The 19199-nt window shown below is 43.5% G+C and carries 20 protein-coding genes; 13 read left to right on the forward strand and 7 right to left on the reverse strand.

Translation table 11 applies throughout. The annotated features are described in order from the left end of the window. The first annotated feature begins 43 nt into the window (after positions 1–43). The 6 genes from ybgC to pal all read left to right on the forward strand — a co-directional run bounded on the left by ybgC (position 44) and on the right by pal (position 5024). A complete protein-coding gene (ybgC, locus tag FTU44_RS08095; RefSeq protein ID WP_004731733.1) occupies positions 44–451 on the forward strand; it encodes a tol-pal system-associated acyl-CoA thioesterase in 408 nt (135 codons plus the stop codon). Between the two features lie 26 nt (positions 452–477). Then, positions 478–1176, forward strand: coding sequence for a protein TolQ (tolQ, locus tag FTU44_RS08100; protein ID WP_004279111.1), 699 nt, complete (start codon positions 478–480; stop codon positions 1174–1176). After that, positions 1176–1625 carry a protein TolR gene (tolR, locus tag FTU44_RS08105; protein WP_005170046.1) on the forward strand — a complete coding sequence of 150 codons (450 nt, stop codon included), beginning with the start codon at positions 1176–1178 and terminating at the stop codon, positions 1623–1625. Before tolQ ends, tolR begins: the two co-directional genes overlap by 1 nt. A gap of 3 nt (positions 1626–1628) precedes the next feature. After that, positions 1629–2909 (forward strand): cell envelope integrity protein TolA, encoded by a 1281-nt coding sequence (gene tolA / locus FTU44_RS08110; RefSeq protein WP_180050079.1) that lies wholly within the window; start codon positions 1629–1631, stop codon positions 2907–2909. 204 nt (positions 2910–3113) lie between these two features. Then, positions 3114–4397 carry a Tol-Pal system beta propeller repeat protein TolB gene (tolB, locus tag FTU44_RS08115; RefSeq protein WP_171502630.1) on the forward strand — a complete coding sequence of 428 codons (1284 nt, stop codon included), beginning with the start codon at positions 3114–3116 and terminating at the stop codon, positions 4395–4397. Positions 4398–4451: 54 nt separating this feature from the next. Continuing rightward, positions 4452–5024, forward strand: a complete 573-nt coding sequence (pal, locus tag FTU44_RS08120; protein ID WP_100357460.1) for a peptidoglycan-associated lipoprotein Pal — start codon at positions 4452–4454, stop codon at positions 5022–5024. A gap of 75 nt (positions 5025–5099) precedes the next feature. Here pal and FTU44_RS08125 read toward each other — a convergent pair whose 3' ends face one another. Then, a complete protein-coding gene (locus FTU44_RS08125) occupies positions 5100–5285 on the reverse strand; it encodes an NF038105 family protein (protein ID WP_005097610.1) in 186 nt (61 codons plus the stop codon). 181 nt (positions 5286–5466) lie between these two features. Here FTU44_RS08125 and FTU44_RS08130 point away from each other — a divergent pair, with 181 nt between their 5' ends. From FTU44_RS08130 to FTU44_RS08150, 5 genes are all read left to right on the forward strand, one after another. Further along, positions 5467–6441, forward strand: coding sequence for a class 1 fructose-bisphosphatase (locus tag FTU44_RS08130; RefSeq protein WP_180050081.1), 975 nt, complete (start codon positions 5467–5469; stop codon positions 6439–6441). Positions 6442–6493: 52 nt separating this feature from the next. Continuing rightward, complete coding sequence (locus FTU44_RS08135) at positions 6494–7270, forward strand: RNA methyltransferase (RefSeq protein WP_005097613.1); 777 nt, start codon at positions 6494–6496, stop codon at positions 7268–7270. Positions 7271–7437: 167 nt separating this feature from the next. Continuing rightward, entirely contained in the window at positions 7438–8052 is a 615-nt protein-coding gene (locus tag FTU44_RS08140; protein WP_100329059.1) for an RNA polymerase sigma factor, read from the forward strand. Continuing rightward, on the forward strand, positions 8049–8366 hold the full coding sequence (locus FTU44_RS08145) for a hypothetical protein (RefSeq protein WP_005097616.1): 318 nt from the start codon (positions 8049–8051) through the stop codon (positions 8364–8366). The genes FTU44_RS08140 and FTU44_RS08145 overlap by 4 nt, the downstream gene beginning before the upstream one ends. Then, positions 8356–8769, forward strand: a complete 414-nt coding sequence (locus FTU44_RS08150) for a DUF3106 domain-containing protein (RefSeq protein WP_005097618.1) — start codon at positions 8356–8358, stop codon at positions 8767–8769. Before FTU44_RS08145 ends, FTU44_RS08150 begins: the two co-directional genes overlap by 11 nt. Positions 8770–9102: 333 nt before the next feature. Here the strand turns inward: FTU44_RS08150 and FTU44_RS08155 are convergent, their stop codons facing one another. The 4 genes from FTU44_RS08155 to cxpE form a co-directional block, all read right to left on the reverse strand. Then, positions 9103–11514 carry a CSLREA domain-containing protein gene (locus FTU44_RS08155; protein ID WP_180050083.1) on the reverse strand — a complete coding sequence of 804 codons (2412 nt, stop codon included), beginning with the start codon at positions 11512–11514 and terminating at the stop codon, positions 9103–9105. Between the two features lie 9 nt (positions 11515–11523). After that, a complete protein-coding gene (gene rbtA, locus FTU44_RS08160; protein ID WP_180050085.1) occupies positions 11524–13323 on the reverse strand; it encodes a rhombotarget A in 1800 nt (599 codons plus the stop codon). A gap of 120 nt (positions 13324–13443) precedes the next feature. Beyond that, positions 13444–14148 carry a DnaA regulatory inactivator Hda gene (gene hda / locus FTU44_RS08165; RefSeq protein ID WP_005097624.1) on the reverse strand — a complete coding sequence of 235 codons (705 nt, stop codon included), beginning with the start codon at positions 14146–14148 and terminating at the stop codon, positions 13444–13446. 14 nt (positions 14149–14162) lie between these two features. Further along, entirely contained in the window at positions 14163–15383 is a 1221-nt protein-coding gene (gene cxpE / locus FTU44_RS08170) for a chloramphenicol efflux transporter CxpE (RefSeq protein WP_074383363.1), read from the reverse strand. A 135-nt stretch (positions 15384–15518) separates the two neighbouring features. Between cxpE and purM the strand changes: the two genes are divergently transcribed. Then, positions 15519–16589 carry a phosphoribosylformylglycinamidine cyclo-ligase gene (gene purM, locus FTU44_RS08175; RefSeq protein WP_180050087.1) on the forward strand — a complete coding sequence of 357 codons (1071 nt, stop codon included), beginning with the start codon at positions 15519–15521 and terminating at the stop codon, positions 16587–16589. 6 nt (positions 16590–16595) lie between these two features. Continuing rightward, entirely contained in the window at positions 16596–17225 is a 630-nt protein-coding gene (gene purN, locus FTU44_RS08180; protein WP_074383364.1) for a phosphoribosylglycinamide formyltransferase, read from the forward strand. 61 nt (positions 17226–17286) lie between these two features. Here purN and FTU44_RS08185 read toward each other — a convergent pair whose 3' ends face one another. Then, positions 17287–18090 carry an alpha/beta fold hydrolase gene (locus FTU44_RS08185; protein ID WP_159138216.1) on the reverse strand — a complete coding sequence of 268 codons (804 nt, stop codon included), beginning with the start codon at positions 18088–18090 and terminating at the stop codon, positions 17287–17289. Continuing rightward, positions 18087–19109: a signal peptide peptidase SppA gene (gene sppA / locus FTU44_RS08190; protein WP_005170028.1), complete on the reverse strand. Its 1023-nt coding sequence runs from the start codon at positions 19107–19109 to the stop codon at positions 18087–18089. Before sppA ends, FTU44_RS08185 begins: the two co-directional genes overlap by 4 nt. Positions 19110–19199 lie beyond the last annotated feature (90 nt).

Genomic DNA, 19199 nt, shown 5'->3' on the forward strand with positions numbered 1-19199 from the left:
AAAAAACAAGCAAAAATTTCGAACATCTGCATGGAACAAAACTATGGCGAATCATTTTGAATTCAATATCCGCGTATATATTGAAGATACTGATCTAGGTGGTATTGTCTACCATGCTAACCACATTCGCTATATGGAACGTACCCGTACCGAATGGCTGCGTGCTGCCGGAGTCAGTCATTACTGGCAACAGGCAGAATATAATTTTGTGGTACACAAAATTAATGTCAAATATATGCGCCCCATCCTGATGGATGATTTAATTACTGTTACTGCACGTGTGATTTCATGTAAAGCTTCATCATTTGTATTGCAACAAAATATTTATCGTGGTGAAATCATGCTTGCATCGGGTGAGGTTGAGTTGGCATGTATCAGTGCAGAGATGCGACCACGTCGACTCCCGGATGAAATACGCGAACTAATTCAAAAAGAATTGGAACAAGACTAAAAAATTTATTGGCACACGTAACAACTATGGCGACTCAGTTAGAATCATCTCTTCAAGTTTCAGATCTTATTTTACAAGCAAGCCCTGTCGTACAACTGGTGATGCTTTCTCTTCTGTTAGCCTCAATATATAGCTGGTATCTGATTGCCAGACTCTATATGAGTTATAAAAAAGCCCAGGCCGATGATGAACATTTCCAGAAAATCTTCTGGTCTGGCGCTGAACTGAATACCCTGTATAACAATGCCCAGCTCAACTCTAAACGCACTGGCCTTGAAGATATTTTCTATCAGGGTCTGGGTGAGTTCCTGAAACTGAAAAAACGCCATGCACCGACTGCCCAGTCCATTGAAGGAACAGAGCGTATTCTGCGTGTCGGCCTGAGCCGTGATCAAGGTCATCTGGAGCAAGGACTCGGTGCTTTGGCCAGTATTGGTTCGGTTGCACCTTATGTTGGTCTGTTCGGTACCGTCTGGGGCATCATGAACGCTTTTATTGGCCTGGCAGATGTCGATCAGGTGACGCTGGCGACGGTTGCACCTGGTATTGCTGAAGCCCTGATTGCAACTGCCATTGGCCTGTTCGCAGCTATTCCAGCAGTGTTGGCCTTTAACCATTTCACGGCCAAAGGTGAAACCGTTTACTCTGATCGTGCCCTGTTTGCCGAAGAAATGGTGGCACTGCTACAACGTCAGTCCGTGGGCATAACTCAGGACAAAGACTAATGGCGATTCAAGGTTCAGGACGCTTTCAGCGTATTAAAAAGCCACTGAAAAGTGACATGAATGTCGTACCTTATATTGATGTGATGCTGGTGCTTCTGGTGATCTTTATGGTCACTGCACCCATGATCACCAGTGGCATCAAGGTCGACCTACCTCAGGCCAATGGGCTACCGATTGAATCTAAAGATGCACCGACCATTGTCACCTTGAAAGAAGATGGTTCATATTATTTAGAACATAAAAATCAGGCCACTGGCCCAGTCACGCTGGATGAATTGACTGCTGCCCTTGTTGAAGCGCAAACACAGGCACAAAATGACAATAAAGTGCTGAATGTCGTGATCAATGGCCACAATACCCGTCCTTATGGCGATGTCATGGCCTTGATGTCCAGCCTGCAGGATGCCGGTTTATCTCAGGTCGGTTTACTGACCCAGCCATTAGAATAATGTATGAAAGATTATAAAAAGCCACCATTTCAGAAAAAAGCCATCGCGATTGGATTCACCTTAGGAATCCATGCCGTGGCTTTGGTGGGTTTACTTTATCTTGGCATGAGTAAACCACCTGAACCGCCGAAGCAGATTAAAACGGTCCTGATCAAACCTGAGGACCTCAAACCGGTCACCCGAGAAGAAACGCCGTTTGAGGAAACTGCACATGAAAATGTCGCAGAAGAAATTACTCAAACAGCTGAACCTAGTCCTGAGCCTGCGCCAGTCATTCCGACAGCGGCGCCTGCCACACCTGCTGCTCCGCCTGCACCGAAAGTGGATACACAAAAAGCCCAGCAGGAACTCAAAGAGGTAGCGCAAGCCAAGGCTGTACAACAAGCTGCTGAAGCAGCGAAACGTGCCGAAGCTGCCGAACAGGCAGCAGCCAGAGCGAAAGCGGAGGCAGCACAAAAATCCAAGGCAAATGCCGAAGCTGCTCGTCAGGCTGAAGCAAATGCACAGCGTAAAGCGGACGCTGCACAGAAAGCCAAATTAGATGCTCAGAAAAAAGCGGATTTGGCCGCCAAACAAAAAGCCGATGCCGCTGCGAAAGCCAAAGCAGAGGCAGATGCGAAACGTAAAGCTGATACCGATGCAAAAGCCAAAGCTGAGGCGGATGCAAAACGTAAGGCAGATGCGGAGGCGAAACGTAAAGCTGATGCGGATGCAAAAGCCAAAGCAGAGGCGGATGCAAAACGCAAGGCGGATGCCGATGCAAAAGCCAAAAACGATGCTGCGGCAAAGGCCAAAGCAGAGGCGGCAGCTAAAGCAAAAGCTGAGGCGGATGCAAAACGTAAGGCGGATGCCGATGCAAAAGCCAAAAACGATGCTGCTGCAAAGGCAAAAGCAGACGCGGATGCAAAACGTAAGGCAGATGCCGATGCAAAAGCCAAAGCAGAGGCAGATGCCAAGGCTTCAGCAGCCAAACAGGCCGCTGAAGAAGCTGCTCAGAAAAAAGCGGAATCAAAACGGATTGCGTCTACTGCAAAACGTGATTTCGAAAATAAAATTAAACGTGCTTGGGATACCCCAGTGGGATCGTCAGGTCAGCGCGCTACTGCTCGTGTGACCTTGAATGACAATGGCGGTGTGGTTTCTGTCATCGTGAACTCAAGTGATGCAGACATGAAAGCCAGTGTCGAAGCTGCGGTGCGGGCTGCTGCGCCTTATCCGATGCCTTCAGATCCAGATGCACGCCGAGAAGCACGAAGTTTTACATCAACCTTTACCGCACAATAAAAACCAAGCCATCACACATTATTGAGGTGATGGCTTTGATTTTTTCAGCTAAACTTCACTTTAATATGATTAAATAATATTCATTTTTCACAGTGTCATAACAGTTTGGTCATAAAATCCTGGTTTTATTCTATTAAATCCATGCGATGATGTAGCCCAAGCTACCTATACAATAAATCCGTTGATTTGAGTAAATAACGAATGATGGAAAAGACTCGCAAACACCTACTCTGCCTCGCAATCATTGGCGCTTTAAGTTCTGTCTTGGCAACTCAGTCCTATGCCCAGTTGCATCTGGAAATTACCAAGGCACCTGAGGCAGCACCTAAAATCGCCATTGTGCCATTCAGTCAGGATCAGAGCATCTATCCTATTGTTGAAAATGACTTGAATCGTTCAGGCAGATTTACCAGTGCTTCAAAAAACCTGCCTGCGACTGCCACATTAAATAACCCGAATGCAGAAGCTTGGGCATCCGCTGGCGTTCCCTATGTCGTGACCGGTTCATCAAAAACCACAGCGGATGGTTCTTTTGAAATCCAGTATCAGTTATACGATATCGAAAAAAAACAATATCTATTAAATGAATTACTAACTGTTCCAGCCTCACGTACCCGTCAGGCAGCGCATATGATCAGTGATGCCATCTATCAGGCATTAACTGGCATTCCAGGTGATTTTACTGGACGTATTGCTTATGTACTGCGTAATCCAGCAACACCAGAACAACGTTATACCTTGCAAATTGCTGATACCGATGGCGAACAGCCAAAAACAATTTTGACTTCGCGTGATCCGATTCTTTCTCCAGCCTGGACACCGGATGCCAAAAAAATTGCTTATGTCTCGTTTGAAACCAAACGTCCGGCAATTTATGTACAGGATCTGGCCACAGGACAACGCGAAAAACTGGCCAGTTTCCGTGGCTTAAATGGCGCACCAAGTTTCTCTCCAGATGGCAAGAGCATGCTGTTTACTGCATCCATGCATGGCAATCCGGAAATCTATCAGATGAATCTGGAAACACGTCAATTACAACGTATGACCAATGACAGTGCGATCGATACCGAAGCACGTTATGCTCCAGATGGAAAATCCTTTATCTTTACTTCTGATCGTGGTGGATCTCCACAGATTTATCGCCATGATCTCGCTTCAAGTAGCAATAAACGTCTGACCTTCCGTGGTGCATTTAATGCACGTGGTACGCTGAGCGCAGATGGCAAAAAACTTGCATTGGTTCATCGTCCAAGCGGCAGTAACTATCGGGTTGCCGTTCAAGACATGAACTCTGGTGTAAATAATATTCTGACGCCAACAACTCTAGACGAATCACCAAGTTTCTCGCCAAATGGCCAGATGGTGGTGTATGCCACACGTGAAGGCGCGCGCGGACTTCTGTCGATCATGTCACTAGATGGTCGTTTCCGTATGAACTTGCCAAGTGAAACGGGCGAAGTCCGTGAACCGGCTTGGGCACCAAAATAACATTGGTATCTGTATAAACCTTTTACCCCATAATCAAACTTCATGGAGATGAAGATGAACAAAGTAAAATTATTTGCCTTACCACTTTTAGCAGCAGCTGTCGTCATGACAGGTTGTGCGAGCCGTAAACCTGCCGCTGAAGTTCAAACCGGTGGTTTAGATACAACCAGCTCAACCACAGTGGATACGCAAGGTCTGAGTGAAGATGCTGCATTAAATGCACAAAACATGGCGGGTGCCTCTGCAAAGGGTGTTACTGCAGAAAACAAGGCTTTCTTGGCAAAACGTGTCGTACATTTTGACTATGACAGTACTGAACTCAGCAATGAAGATCTTCGTACACTACAAGCACATGCACAATTCCTGATGGCCAATGCCAACTCACGTGTCGCACTCACCGGTCACACCGATGAACGTGGTACCCGTGAATACAACATGGCGCTTGGTGAGCGTCGTGCCAAAGCTGTTGAAAGCTTCCTGGTGACCACTGGTGTAAATACTGCTCAATTAGAAGCCGTCAGCTATGGTAAGGAAATGCCAATCAATCCAGGTCATGATGAAAATGCCTGGAAAGAAAACCGCCGTGTTGAAATTAATTATGAAGCGGTACCACCATTGTTGAAATAATTTTCAATGCTAGCGTATCAAATAAAAAGCACTCATGATTGAGTGCTTTTTATTGGGTTGAATGAACAAATCTGTTTATTCTACGGTCTGGCCTGGTTCAACTGCTTGCATCGATTCAATCAGGTCGTGTTTATTGAATTGTTTGTACTCTGGTTTTGCTTCATAATCCCGCCAGGCTTCTTTCATCTTGTCTTCAGAGATATCATCTAAAGTAATGCCTTCACTTGGCGTTGGAGTCGCATCAAACTTTAATGTTGTCATATCTGTGCTCCGATTCTCAATTTTCCCTTGCCTTCAACATAGCACTTTCCACAGGAGTTGCAAGGGCAAAATCGATACAAATAATCCAGTTTAATTTTTCTTTTAGTACGTTCTCATCTAAAATATAGCCGCATATCGTTTTGATCATTTTTTCCCGATTTAAGTCTTGGAGTTTTCCCTTATGTCATACCGCACCCTATCCCAGTTTTTACAGCAACAAAGCGGGAATCTCACACCTGAACTTGCACAAGTTATTGAAACGATTGCAAACACTTGCAAGGACATCGATCTGTTGCTGCAAAAAGGTGCTTTAGCGGATGTATTGGGAAGTGCACAGCATGAAAATGTTCAAGGCGAAGAGCAAAAGAAACTGGATGTCATTTCCAATGATTATCTGATTGATGCTTTACAGCAACACCCGAATGTCGGTGGTTTGGCCTCAGAAGAACTAGATGAATTCACCCCTGCACAAGAAAATGGTCAATTTCTGGTCTTGTTCGATCCACTCGATGGTTCAAGTAATATCGACATCAATATGTGTGTCGGTACCATTTTCTCGATTCTTCCTGCGAAAAATGCCGTGACTCAGGCCGAAGACTTTATGCAAGCCGGTGTCGATCAAGTGGCTGCAGGTTATGTACTGTATGGTCCATCGACCATGATGGCATTGACTGTCGGTGCAGGCGTAGTGTTCTTTACCTTTGACCCGGAAACTCAAGAATTCCTGCTAACTTCTGAAGCGATTCAAGTCGCTGCAGATACCAAAGAATATGCGATCAATGCCTCGAATCAACGCCACTGGGAAGCACCAGTACAACGTTATATCGATGAATTATTAGCAGGCAAAACCGGTCCTCGTGAAAAAGATTTCAATATGCGCTGGGTTGCCTGTATGGTGGGCGATATTCACCGTATTCTTTGTCGTAGCGGTATCTTCATGTATCCATACGACTTTAAAGATCCGGCTAAAGCTGGTCGTCTGCGTTTAATGTATGAAGCCAACCCAATGAGTATGCTCATGGAGCAGGCTGGCGGCGCATCCACCACAGGCCGTGTCCGTATTCTGGAGATCGAACCAACTGATCTACATCAACGTGTGCCAGTGATTATCGGTTCTAAAAACGAAGTTGATCTTGTGACCAGCTATCATAACTAATTTTTTATAGCGGTAGCCGATATTGAATCGGCTACCGTGGATTATATCTCCCATGCCAACTTTTTTTCTTGATTCAAAAGACAATCCAAAAATTAAACACTTACGTGGTTTGATTGAACAAAACACCTATCGTAAAAAACAGGGGCAAACTGTGCTGGAAGGCACGCATCTGTCTCTCGCCTGGCTGCATGAAAACCGTAAAATTGATTCGATTTTTACCACTGAACATGCACTTTCGCATCCTGATTTCGAGAAAATTCTCGCAAAATACACAGGGATGGTCTTTGTTCTAAGCGAATCTTTATACAAAGATTTAAGCACCTTAGGAACGTCTTTAGCCTGTTTAGCTGTGGTCACTTTACCGACAGCAAATTATGCACTGGATTTTAAAGCCGACACTTTAATTCTGGAAAATGTACAGGATCCGGGTAATGTTGGTACCCTGCTTCGCTCTGCAGCAGCAGCCGGTATTGAACAGATTGTCTGCACCAAAGGTTCTGCCTCACTTTGGTCACCACGAGTATTACGTGCCGGTATGGGTGCGCACTTCACGCTGCAAACTTTTGAAAATATTGCACTTGAACAAATTCTTGAGCAATTTCAAATTCCTGTATACGTCACCAGCTCACATCGTGCCGAAAGTCTGTACTCAAAAGATTTAGGTAAACCTTGCGTATGGATCTTGGGCAATGAAGGTCAAGGCGTTTCTGATTATGCAATGCAACACGCAGAAGCTGTCAGTATTCCGCAGCCGGGTGGTCAGGAATCCTTAAATGTTGCGATTGCAGGATCGATCTGTTTCTTTGAAATGGTACGTCAACGTATCTAATTAGGGATTTAGGTTACAGTGTTTTAATTCGGCCCTGTCCGTTTATAAAATAGATTACACTACAAAAATAATAAACTTAATTGTCAACCAAACCATAATTCCCAACGTTATATGATTATGAACTTGGGAATCATGGTGGGTGTCCAATGACAGGATTTTCCATCTCTATGGATTTAGCACCAAAACAGTTGCAATCACACGATGTAAGTATTCTGAAGAGTACGGCTGAAGCACGTCTGAAGAATTTTATGCAAGATGTGACTGGACGCGCCTTGGTGATGATGGAAAGTGCAACTCAAGGTCATCATGGTATTGCCATGGATCTGGTTCAGGAAGCTTTCATTTCCTTACATAAATCCTATGCGGAAAAAAGTACTGAAGAATGGTATCCCCTATTTTATACAATTCTGAACAACAAATTACAGGATTGGCGTCGTAAAGAAGCACGGCGTGGTCAGATGTTTTCATTTTTTAAGAAAGTCAGTCTGGATGATGACGAAATTGAACTTGAGGATATCGTGGACGAAGCTACACCGACGCCTTTGGACTTTCTGGATCAGGCAGTGACAGCTGAAGAAATCCAGGAAGCCATTGCCAAACTACCTGTACGTCAGCAGCAGGCATTTATGCTGAGAGCTTGGGAAGGATTTGATACGCATACCACCGCACAAATTATGGACTGCTCAGAAGGCAGTGTAAAAACTCATTATCACCGTGCTATTCAAGGCTTACGTGCCTCTTTGGCACATTTAAATCCATATCTGGGAGGGTCATCCGAATGAATCAAGATGATTTCTTAAAACAAGTAACTTCCAAACTCGATGGACTGGCACAACAACATAAACACAAACCTGTTGTCATGCACCATGTTCTTGAAGAAATTCAGGATTCTAAACATTCACGTTTTGCATTTTTAAAAATGTCAGGTTTTGCCTTGGCAGCAGCAATTGCAGGTGTTGTGGTATTACCCAATATTTCTAGCCACAATGAGCCGCAAACCCAAATGGTGTCAGTACCGAAACTGTCCCCACAAATGCTTGAAGATTTAGAAATGCTAATGGTTCTAGGTGAGGACAAAGTTCCACATGGCAGCTAAAAGATTGGCAATTGCTTTTTGTGCATTCAGTTTTCTGCAAACCAGTTTTGCAGGATTTGAACGTTTTTGGATCTTTTCTAAAGATGCGAATACTCAGGTTTCCGATACCTGGGATAGTCTTTCTGATTCCGAACAGTTGGCACTTATTAAACGCTATCAGTCCCTCAAGGAAATTCCAGAACAGCAGAGCGTCAGCTTACAGCAGCGTATGGACTGGTTTACCCAGCTTCCTGAGGTTGAAAAACAAAGAATGCGTGAGACTTGGCAAATGATGAGCAGTCAGGAACGTCGAGAACTTGGCTTACGCATGCAAAATGCCAAACCTGAAGAACGACTCGCCATTCGGGAAGAGTACATTCTCAAATACCAGCAAACGACTCAACCACCCTCTAGCTCGCATTAAGCGACTCATATAAAAAGCCTCCAAATGGATAATGCCAGTCAGTTAAGCAATTGACTGGCATTTTCTTTTTTAAATTCATGATCATATTTGCCAGGTGGAAAAGTCATCCGCAACTGTTGGATGCATGAGGTGTATTACTCCGCAAGATGCCTTCCTTGTGAAACTCCGCTTCTCATTTGGGCAAAACCAAAGTCACAAATGATATGACAAATATTTGATTTAAAACCTTAAGACTCCATCGTGAACCACTAAAAAGTTAAAGTGTCTATTTCTAAACTCTTTAACTGATCAGCATTCTTCCAAATGGAGGCTTTTGAATTTTCCAATTAGGTTTTATTTTCTTAGACGGCGATAAGCGACCAGCCCAAATAATCCGAATAGTCCCCAAATTCCGAATGAACCACCACTACTTGATGACGTATTGGCATTTTTTACCGTATTTCGTAGCAGGATCGTTGCTGTTTCAGACATTTTTTCATCTGCATCAAAAATCGTATACTGCATGCTGTAATCTGCCTGACTTAAGTTATTTCTCACACTAAATGTCAGCTTTCCACCATAGCAGGTCTCGCGCTGATAAGTATCAGGACAAGGGCCTTGTCGCTCTGCATTAAGAGAAACTCCGGCAGGAATCTTCACAATACGAATTGGAATCTCTTTTCCCTCTTTATCCTGATAAAAAGCCGACTTTCCTGAAGGTAGAGGCCCATCACCATCATCACTATCATTTTCAAGTGGATTCACAGCCACTGTCAGATTATTCTCTGGGCTAATCCAATATTCATCACTCTTGGCAATCGGTGCAATATTGTTAAAAGCTGCTTTTAAAATTCCAGCACTGCTGATCCCCGTGGCCTTATCTTTGAGAGTATAGCTACAGAATTCCATATCTGTTGCCTTGGTCATTTTCCCATCGGTACGATACATCATGATCCGGTTGAGATCAGGCTTCCATTCACACTTAAGATTGGGGTCATTCGGATCACCCTTCACACTGGTCGAACTACCGGTACCAATTAACTCACCTACTCCTAAAGACTTAACACTAATATCATAATTTTGTGCATTCAAGACTTTGGTTTGAACCGTATTGCCCATCAAGGTTTCCTGAGGCATGACCAGCACAAAGGGATTGACATAAATTGCACGGTATTGCTGATATTGCTTGGTATATTTAAGTAAATCTTCGTATTCTTTTAACTCTTCCTTTAAACCAGGTATTTCCTCTGCTGGCGTATTCTTATTTGCAATAATACTTTTGATGTCAGTTATATTGTCCTGATAAAAATTATTCAAATCGACCAAGCTGCTATTTTTCAGATCTGTGATATCTGCTGCGGTCAGACGTCGGATTTCGATTGAACCGATTTCACAGCTATTTTTTGCATCTGGATTTAAGGTAAGAGTAGATCCCACCACCCGATCAATGCCACGTTGATCCTGTTCAGCACAGCCACTTACCCCCACATCTACCAAATCTGTAGCTGTTCCATTATCACGTGGGTAATACATGCCTAGAAAACGGTTATCAATTGCAGGCTCAATATAAGCTGTTAATAAGTTGTTTATCGTGCTGTTAGAAACGTCAAGATTGTTTGAAGTTTCATCCGCATCTAACTCTGGCAATACACAACGTGATAGTCCAGTGGTTTGTATGGCATTTTTAACAGTAGTAAATACGACGCTTTGCTCCTTAGTCGGATTCCCCTGATTTAAGGCATATTCACAAGATAAGCCCTGATTAAATGCTAAAACATTAAAATAGAAATATTTAGAACCTGTTTTGTCATAAAATAAAGTAGATTGAGCTGCATTCTCAACAATAGTATTACTTAAGGCAGTTAAACTGGAAAAGGCACTGAGAGGGCGATTGGCTTGATTGGTCATACGCAAAATATGCCCTGTCTGACTCGCAGTATTTTTGGCAATGGTAGAATTATTCAACTCTACGGTTGCATAACCACAAAAATCAAGAATGCTGGCCGTATTTTCTGACCCATTTTTAACAATACTACTAGAACTAACTTTTACATTGGTTTGAGTCGTCCCTAAATTCCCCTGGCAATCCATAGCCAGCACACTACCATATGAACTTGCCTTATTTTGGTGAAGCAGCGAATCCTGGATGATCACACTCCTTTCGGTATTCATCGCCACCGTATAAATAGCCCCCCCTTCTGCATCTGCCCGAGAATTTACGATTTCACTGCTATTAATGCTTAAGGGGCCCGCGACATAAAAGGTACCGCCATTGCCCTTATCCTGTGTATTTTTTGCCGCATAACCATCTTTTAAGATGAGATGATAGACTTCCAGACTGGATTGACTGGCCATACTGTTAAAGAGACGGGTTTTTCCCTGACCTGAAATCGTGGTTTTTAAAGCATCACGGGTTGGGTATAAATTCGTAATCGGACTACGACTGGTATAACTAAAGGGCGTTTTTCCATAAATTTTGAGCGCGGACTCAATGACAAGTTCGCTGTCTAATTTGTATTCACCCGCTTCAAGCTGAATCACGTCTGGGGCTGAACCATCCAGCCGAAGCGTACGGCCGACGTTACATCCGCCATAGGATTTATCTAGTTTTGCAGTTTTAATCGCTTCTCGCAAAGAGCAGGCATTACTGTTCTCTCCGTCTTCATCCACCAAAGTGGTGACATAGATGGTTTTATCTTCGGCTGCCATCAAACTCATGGCAGATAAAATCATGGCCGCAAGCAGTCCTTTTTTATAATTTTTCATGATTTTTCCTTAATCTTTTAATTCACGGCGCAAACCCATTAACCCAATTAAAATCAGTAGCCCACCAAAGCCCCATGCACCACCTGAAGTTTTGACTGATTTGTCTTCCATTTCATTTTTTGGCTCCTGCATGATTTGAGTGGTAATGGTCAGATAAGGTTTACTTTTATTAAATCGCGTGGATGTGGTTACCACTTGCAGCTCGAAGATATCTGCCCCATGCCAAGTCGAATCTGGGGTATACACCACATTGCCATGAATATCGATACGTGTTTTACCTTTGGACTCTGTTTTAGTTTGCACAACTTTCAAACATCCATCTTGCCAAGGCTCACCTGTCGGCTGTTGACCAACTATGACATTGCATTGTTCTTTTGGAATTAAATCACTATCACCCAAAAAGGATTCAATTGAAAATTTGGCAATTTCACCTTTTAACAGGTCTTGTCCAACCAGACTCCCTGAGGTTGGCACAGTGATTTCAATCGCACCACGGTCACAGAACAGATTATCCATTAAACGGTTGATACCACGCTGGTCAGCAGCTTCACATGCCACTGTCGGGGCTGCAAGATTAAGCGCTGTACCTCTATTTACAATAGATGAGTCGCTGACCTGATTATGACTTAATAAAATACGTGGACGCATATAACCAAGAAATTGCCCTTTAGCAACGCTGTATGGACAAAGTATGGCTGTGCTATTTTCACTCAAGGTTTGACAAACACCTTCACTCTTATTTGAAGCTTCGGCTAAGATTTGTGTACCATTCCAGAGCTCATTTGGAGCAACAGCATCCCCTGTACCGCAGGACACAGTCAGCAGATTGTTTTGAATCAGGGTTTTATCGCCGGTTTCAATTTGGCAGTCCTGTGCACCATTTCTTAAAATAATACTATTTGCCACATACGCCCTGCCAGCCGGGGCATTCATACGCAAAGCAGTATCAGCATTATCAACGATCGTTAGGTTATTTAATCCCATCCCGTCCATGACATTAATGAGTGTCCCCTTATTTTTTAATAGGGTACTACTTAATACTTCGGCACTAATATTTTGAAGATTCTCTGTGTCAGCAAACTGCCCGGCGCTATAAATATTGGCCGCCGAGTTATTTAAGGTCTGGTTATTTTTAAGGACACTTTGCCTGATAAGGAAAGCGGGCAACTCGCTATATAAAATGCCACCTCGTTGTGCTTTGTTATTTTCAATCAGGCTATTTTTAATTTCAACACGACTGAGAAAGTTCTGACCAAATTGTCCCGTATTATAAATTGCCCCACCCAAATTGGCTGCACCATTAAATAAACGGCTATATTCAACCACCACTTGGCCTTTATTATGAATCAGACCACCTTGTTCAGCACAACTGACTTTGCCACAGCCTTCGAGGTCTAGTTCTTTTAAGTTAAGCTGAACTAGTGTATCTGTGCTGTTAAGGCGAAATAGATTGTCAGTTCCTTGCATTTGAATATGGGCATTATGCAGACCCAGTGTTTTTTCAGTTGTACTGAATTCTTCATCGCTATCAGCTACAGGCCGAATGCTTAGAGATTTTTTGATTGCTATATGCTTATTGAGCACATAAGTATTTTTTTCTTTTAAAATAATGGTACTGGATGAATTTTCTCCACCACATCCCATAAAACCTTCTTTGGCTAAGCCCCGGTTAATATATTCAACGGCTTCTCGAAGTGAACATTCCTTGTCATCTTTTTCAATATCTTCTGTCGTGGTTACAATAATATCTGCACTATACGCCTGCCCTGCCATACACAGCAAAGCCATGCCTATGCTCTTCTTGAGCATAACCTTCTCCTTAATTTTTATTTCTTTCTTTTTCTTCTAAAGTTGCAGAATCCTTGCAACTGTGAATTATTTTGCCTTACTGTGGCATAGACTGAGTAATTACTCAAGAATTTTTATGATTTACCGATATTCGTCAATCAAGGCATAAATCTGTCGCAGATTGGCATTGCTGACCTTCAGTTTTTCTCCCTTAAGCAGTTGAATAATTTGCTCTAATCTCTGAAGAAGTACCGAAGTTTGATGTGGCCCATGACTCAGTAAATAGTCAAAAATTTGAGGATCTAAATGAATCCCCCGACGATCCAGTACGGATGAAACCAGCGCATAACGATCAGCATAAAGACTACCACTCGGCACACGGGTACTCACCGCTTGTGTTAAGCGTGACTGTAGATCTGGCAGCTCAAGCTTAAGTTCAATCGGCGCAAAGCGTGAAGAAAATACCAACTGTCCGCCGCCTTCATTATTATAATTAATCAGATGAAAGACTGCGCGCTGCCAATGCGGCACACCACTAATCGCTTCAATATCATCGAGTGCGACCAGATCAAAACGATCCAGCGAGGTAATCGCCTCGGTCGGTGCATCTAGAAGCTCAAGTAAAGATACCTGAATCGCAGATTTCCCTACTTCAAGATAAGAGTCACAGATAGCAGACAATAAATGACTTTTCCCTGTACCCGCCCCACCATAGACATAAAAACGGCTGATTAAGCCTGCATGTAGTTGACGCACTGCATCAATCACATGCCCCCAACCCGGCCCTGAAAAATCACTGATTCGGGCATCGAGCTGAGGTTCTATATCTAACTGCAATTGACGCATATGATTTTTTGGCCTTATGAGTCTTTACCATGGGGATCATGAATTTTACTTGAGTTCTCCTCTGCTTGCAGCGGTTTTTTCTCTGGCTTTTTCATTTCAATATCAACATCTAAGTCTGCTGTTTCGATATTGATTGAACCGGTAGAGGCATCTTGCATCACAATGGCCCGATCGCCATAAAATGTTGTGTGTTCATAGTACTCGCGTACATGCCGCAGTAGTACCACAATCACGGCTGCCACCGGTAATGCAATCAGCATTCCCAGGAAGCCTGCCAGCTGTGCACCTGCCAATACGGCAAATACTACGGCAACAGGAGAAAGACCAATTTTATCGCCCAGCAAGAATGGTTGCAGAATATAACCTTCAACTGCCTGTCCGACCATAAACACAATGCCGACCAATACCAGTTGCCACCAGTCAATCCCAAATTGCAATAAGGTCGCAATCACCGCTGCAATAATACCGACTGCAAAGCCCAGATAAGGAATAATACTGGCCAGACCTGCCACCATACCAATAATCAATCCAACTTCAAGACCAATCAGTTGCAAGCCCACCGCATAGACAATTCCCAGCAAGATCATGACCAGAAACTGCCCTTTAACAAAAGCACCCAGCACGCTATGACATTCGCCCACAATTTTTAGTGTACTTTTTTCATAAGGACGTGGAATCAGGCGGCGCAAACTCCCCAGCATACGATCCCAATCCAGCAGGAAATAGAAGGCAATGATGGGAATTAAGACAATCGTACCGCCAATCTGGAGAAAATTAATTCCGGATTGAGCAAGGCGTAACAAGAATGCCTGAATACTGTCTGCGCTATAATTGGTTTGTACATAATTCATGACCACATCAGAAATCTGATTGGTATCAATTTCCATTTCAACGACATTAAAGGTATTGGACAACCATGGTAAAAAGGTCGAATTAATCCATCCAATGATCGCGGGTATATTGTCACGTGCATACATCAACTGTTGCCAGATCAGTGGCACTAAATACCAGATGGCCAAGGTCAGTACAATTCCGATTCCGATAAAAACAATACTAATAGAAAGCCAACGCGGCAGACCCACATCATGCAATTTATCCACCAGCGGGCTAAATAGATAAGCCACTAAAAGTGCTGCAACAAATGGAATTACAACGGGTTTTAATAAGTATAAAGTCCATAACAATAAAGCTATCCCAGCTAGGATAAACACGCGACGCAATGTGCGATCTACCATAAAGTTTCGCCTTTTCTCTATTAATCATTCTAAAAATTAAAATATTTCAATAAAGATAGCATTTTAGATCAGAAATACCATAAGAGTTTTATATATTCAGGTTATAATCGCCACCGCGAATGCGGAGACTTCATTATGAGCAACTCAACTTCTACCCCAAATACTGGTTTAAGCTACAAAGATGCAGGTGTCGACATTGAAGCGGGCGACGCGTTAGTCGATCGTATCAAATCTGTCGCTAAGCGTACCTCACGTCCCGAAGTTATGGGCGGTCTAGGTGGCTTTGGTGCACTTTGTAAAATTCCTAAAGGTTATGAAGAACCTGTTCTCGTATCTGGCACAGATGGTGTGGGTACAAAATTACGTTTAGCATTGAATTTGAACCGTCATGACACAATTGGTCAAGACCTGGTGGCAATGTGTGTTAACGACCTTCTCGTGTGTGGTGCTGAACCACTGTTCTTCCTCGACTATTATGCAACTGGTCATTTGAATGTGGATGTTGCTGCAAATGTTGTCACTGGTATCGGTACTGGTTGTGAGCTTGCTGGCTGTGCACTGGTCGGCGGTGAAACTGCTGAAATGCCAGGCATGTATGAAGGCGAAGATTACGATCTTGCAGGTTTCTGTGTCGGTGTCGTTGAGCAAAGCAAAATTATTGATGGCTCTAAAGTCAAAGCCGGTGACGTTTTAGTTGGTGTTGCTTCTTCAGGTGCGCACTCAAACGGTTACTCACTGCTTCGTAAAATTCTAGACGTGAAAAATGTTGATTTAACTCAAATCATTGATGGTCGCCCACTTGCAGATGTTGCAATGGAACCAACCCGTATTTATGTCAAATCGATTCTTGAATTGCTTAAACATGTCGATGTACACGCAATGGCACACATCACCGGTGGCGGTTTGCCAGGTAACTTACCTCGCGTCCTTCCAAATGGTGCTCAAGCGCTTGTGAATGAATCTTCTTGGGAATGGCCTGAGCTATTCAAACTTCTACAACGTGAAGGCGGTGTAGAGCAGTTTGAAATGTATCGTACCTTTAACTGTGGCGTCGGCATGGTGCTTGTGGTTGATGCAAATGAAGCTGACAAAACTGTTGAATTACTCAACGGTCTTGGTGAGAAAGCATGGACAATGGGGCAGATTCAAGACAATGCTGAATCGGTTGCAGGTGCAGACGAAAAAATTCGTGTGATCTTCGCATAATTTCGCATGATTAAAATTGCTGTACTTGTTTCAGGTAGCGGATCAAATCTACAAGCCTTGATTGATGCCAATCTTTCAGGGCAAATTGTCGGCGTGATTTCCAATAAACCTGAAGCCTTTGCTTTAACGCGTGCGCAACAAGCAGGAATTCAAACTGCAGTTATTGAACACAGGCAATATCCAAACCGAGAAGCGTTTGATGATGTGATGCATCAGCAACTGCTGGACTGGGATGCGGATCTGGTGGTACTTGCCGGCTTTATGCGAATTTTAAGTGAAAAATTTGTAAAAGCCTGGGAGGGGAAAATGTTGAACATTCACCCTTCTCTATTGCCTTATTACAAAGGCATGCATACCCATCAGCGTGTACTCAATACCGGTGATGTTCTGCACGGCTGTACGGTGCATTATGTCACGGCTGAACTTGACGCAGGCCAAGCGCTTGCTCAAGGTGTGCTCAAGGTTTCTCACCACGACACGGTAGACAGTTTGGCAATGCGTGTGCATAGCCTTGAACATGTAATCTATCCTCAAGTCGTAGAATGGATTTGCAGCGGTGCGATTCAATACACTGAAGACGGTGTGCTATATCGAAACGAGAAAATGCAAGAACCTGTTCAATTCTGCAAGTTTTAACATCATTTAAATATAAAAAACGCATCCTCGGATGCGTTTTTTATATTCTCTTTTTAATGATTCAAACAGATTGTTGCTGAATCAATTGCTTTACCAAGTCCGCTACCTGATCGGGTTGTTCCAATGGAAACATATGTCCTCCCTCTACCACGGTAAAAGGAATACCAAATTTCTTTTCGACCTGCTGCGGGAACTTGCGGGCCAGAAATGGACCTTGCTCAGCCACGACCAAATGTACCGGAACTTTCGGTTTCGCCTGAGGCAACCACCACAGTGAGGGATTGGTTCTAAACACGGCCACTTCATCCTTTTTAGGGATGGTGAGTTCTACTCCGCCCCGAATCGGATCATCTTGCAAGGCATGCTCAATATAGGCCTGGAAGCAATCGGCATCAAAGTCTTGATAAAAACCTTTAGGACGCAGTAATTCAGCTGCCTGTTCACGTGAATCCCAATGATCACGACGGCGCTTGGACAGACCTGCCGGAGACATTCTGTCCAAAGCTTTTAAGCGCAAAGTTTTCGCAAGATGCAAGGCAAAGGCCTCTTTACCCATAATCATCGGCGGGTCCAGCATGATCATCTGCAAAAACAGTTCGGGACGCTGTAAGGTAGCCTGGAAAGTTAATACTGATCCTAGAGAATGTCCCAAACCAATCACCGGTCGACCTTTTGACTGACGCACAATACTGTCAATCACTTGCTGAGTCAGGCTTTTCCAATGATTATCCACTGGATAACGTTTATCAGGCCCTAAGAGCGGCACATAGATAATATCGTAATCATCTTGCAGTCCATCAAACAGCTTTTGATAGACTTTCGATGGCACGCCATTGGCGTGCGCGAAATGAATCAATGGTTTCATTGCAATGTCGTACTGTTTTCTGACTGAAGTTTCTGCGCAACTGAAGTGGCAATTCCGTCACCAATCGATGAGCCCATGCGACCCAATACGGACTCAAATGGACTATATTCAATCGTATAATTCAAGGCTCTTTCAGTTTTAAGTTCGCGCTTCAAGGTGTTTAAACTTCCGATCCGATCTGCGATTCCTAATTTCACCGCCTGATCACCGGTCCAGAACAAACCAGAGAAAATCGTAGGATCGGTTGATTTCAGTTTATTACCACGCCCCTGTTTTACCGCATTAATAAAGTGACTATGCACATTATCCAAGACACCTTGTACATGGGCTTTTTGTGCAGGATCGACTGGTTGAGTCATCGACAGCAAGGCTTTATTGTCACCTGAAGTCATGGTGCGATCTTCAACACCAAGCTTTTGCAGCAAATTACTCACGCCATAATTTGGCATGATCACACCAATCGAACCGACTAAACTCGATGGATTGACAATAATCTCATCCGCAGCAGAAGCGATATAATAAGCACCCGAAGCACCGGTATCACCGATCACTGCATAGAGTTTTTTCTCGGGATACTGCTTTTTCAAATACTGAATTTCTTGCCAGATTTCATCGGACTGTACCGGTGAACCACCCGGCGAGTTGACATTCAGCACTACGGCTTTACTTTGTTTATTTTCAAAAGCTTTTTTCAGCGATTTAATCGTATTGCTACTGTTGACACTCTGCTTGTCGGCAGCAATCGTACCAATAATATCGACGACGGCAATATGAGCACCTGCGCCAGCGCTGGCATCTGAGGAAACTGAACTACAGCTCTTGCCGAGTGCCAAAATCACCACAAGCAGATAAGCAAAAGTCAGGAATTTAAAGAAAATTCCCCAACGGCGCGCACGGCGCTGCTCTTCAACCGAAGCTAAAACCGCTTTTTCCAGCAATTTCCATTCCGGACCAGTCGGTTGAACTGGCTGTTGCGTATTTTGTATTTGATTTTCAGGTTTTGGTGGCCAATCGGACATAAATAATCCAATAAATTGATTTATATTGAACCCATTATATACACTGAATCGGGTAATTCTGTCTAAACAAAACGTTTTCGCCTATAATAA

It is taken from the genome of Acinetobacter sp. YH12105, assembly GCF_013419095.1.
GTDB classification, from domain to species: Bacteria; Pseudomonadota; Gammaproteobacteria; order Pseudomonadales; family Moraxellaceae; genus Acinetobacter; species Acinetobacter pseudolwoffii.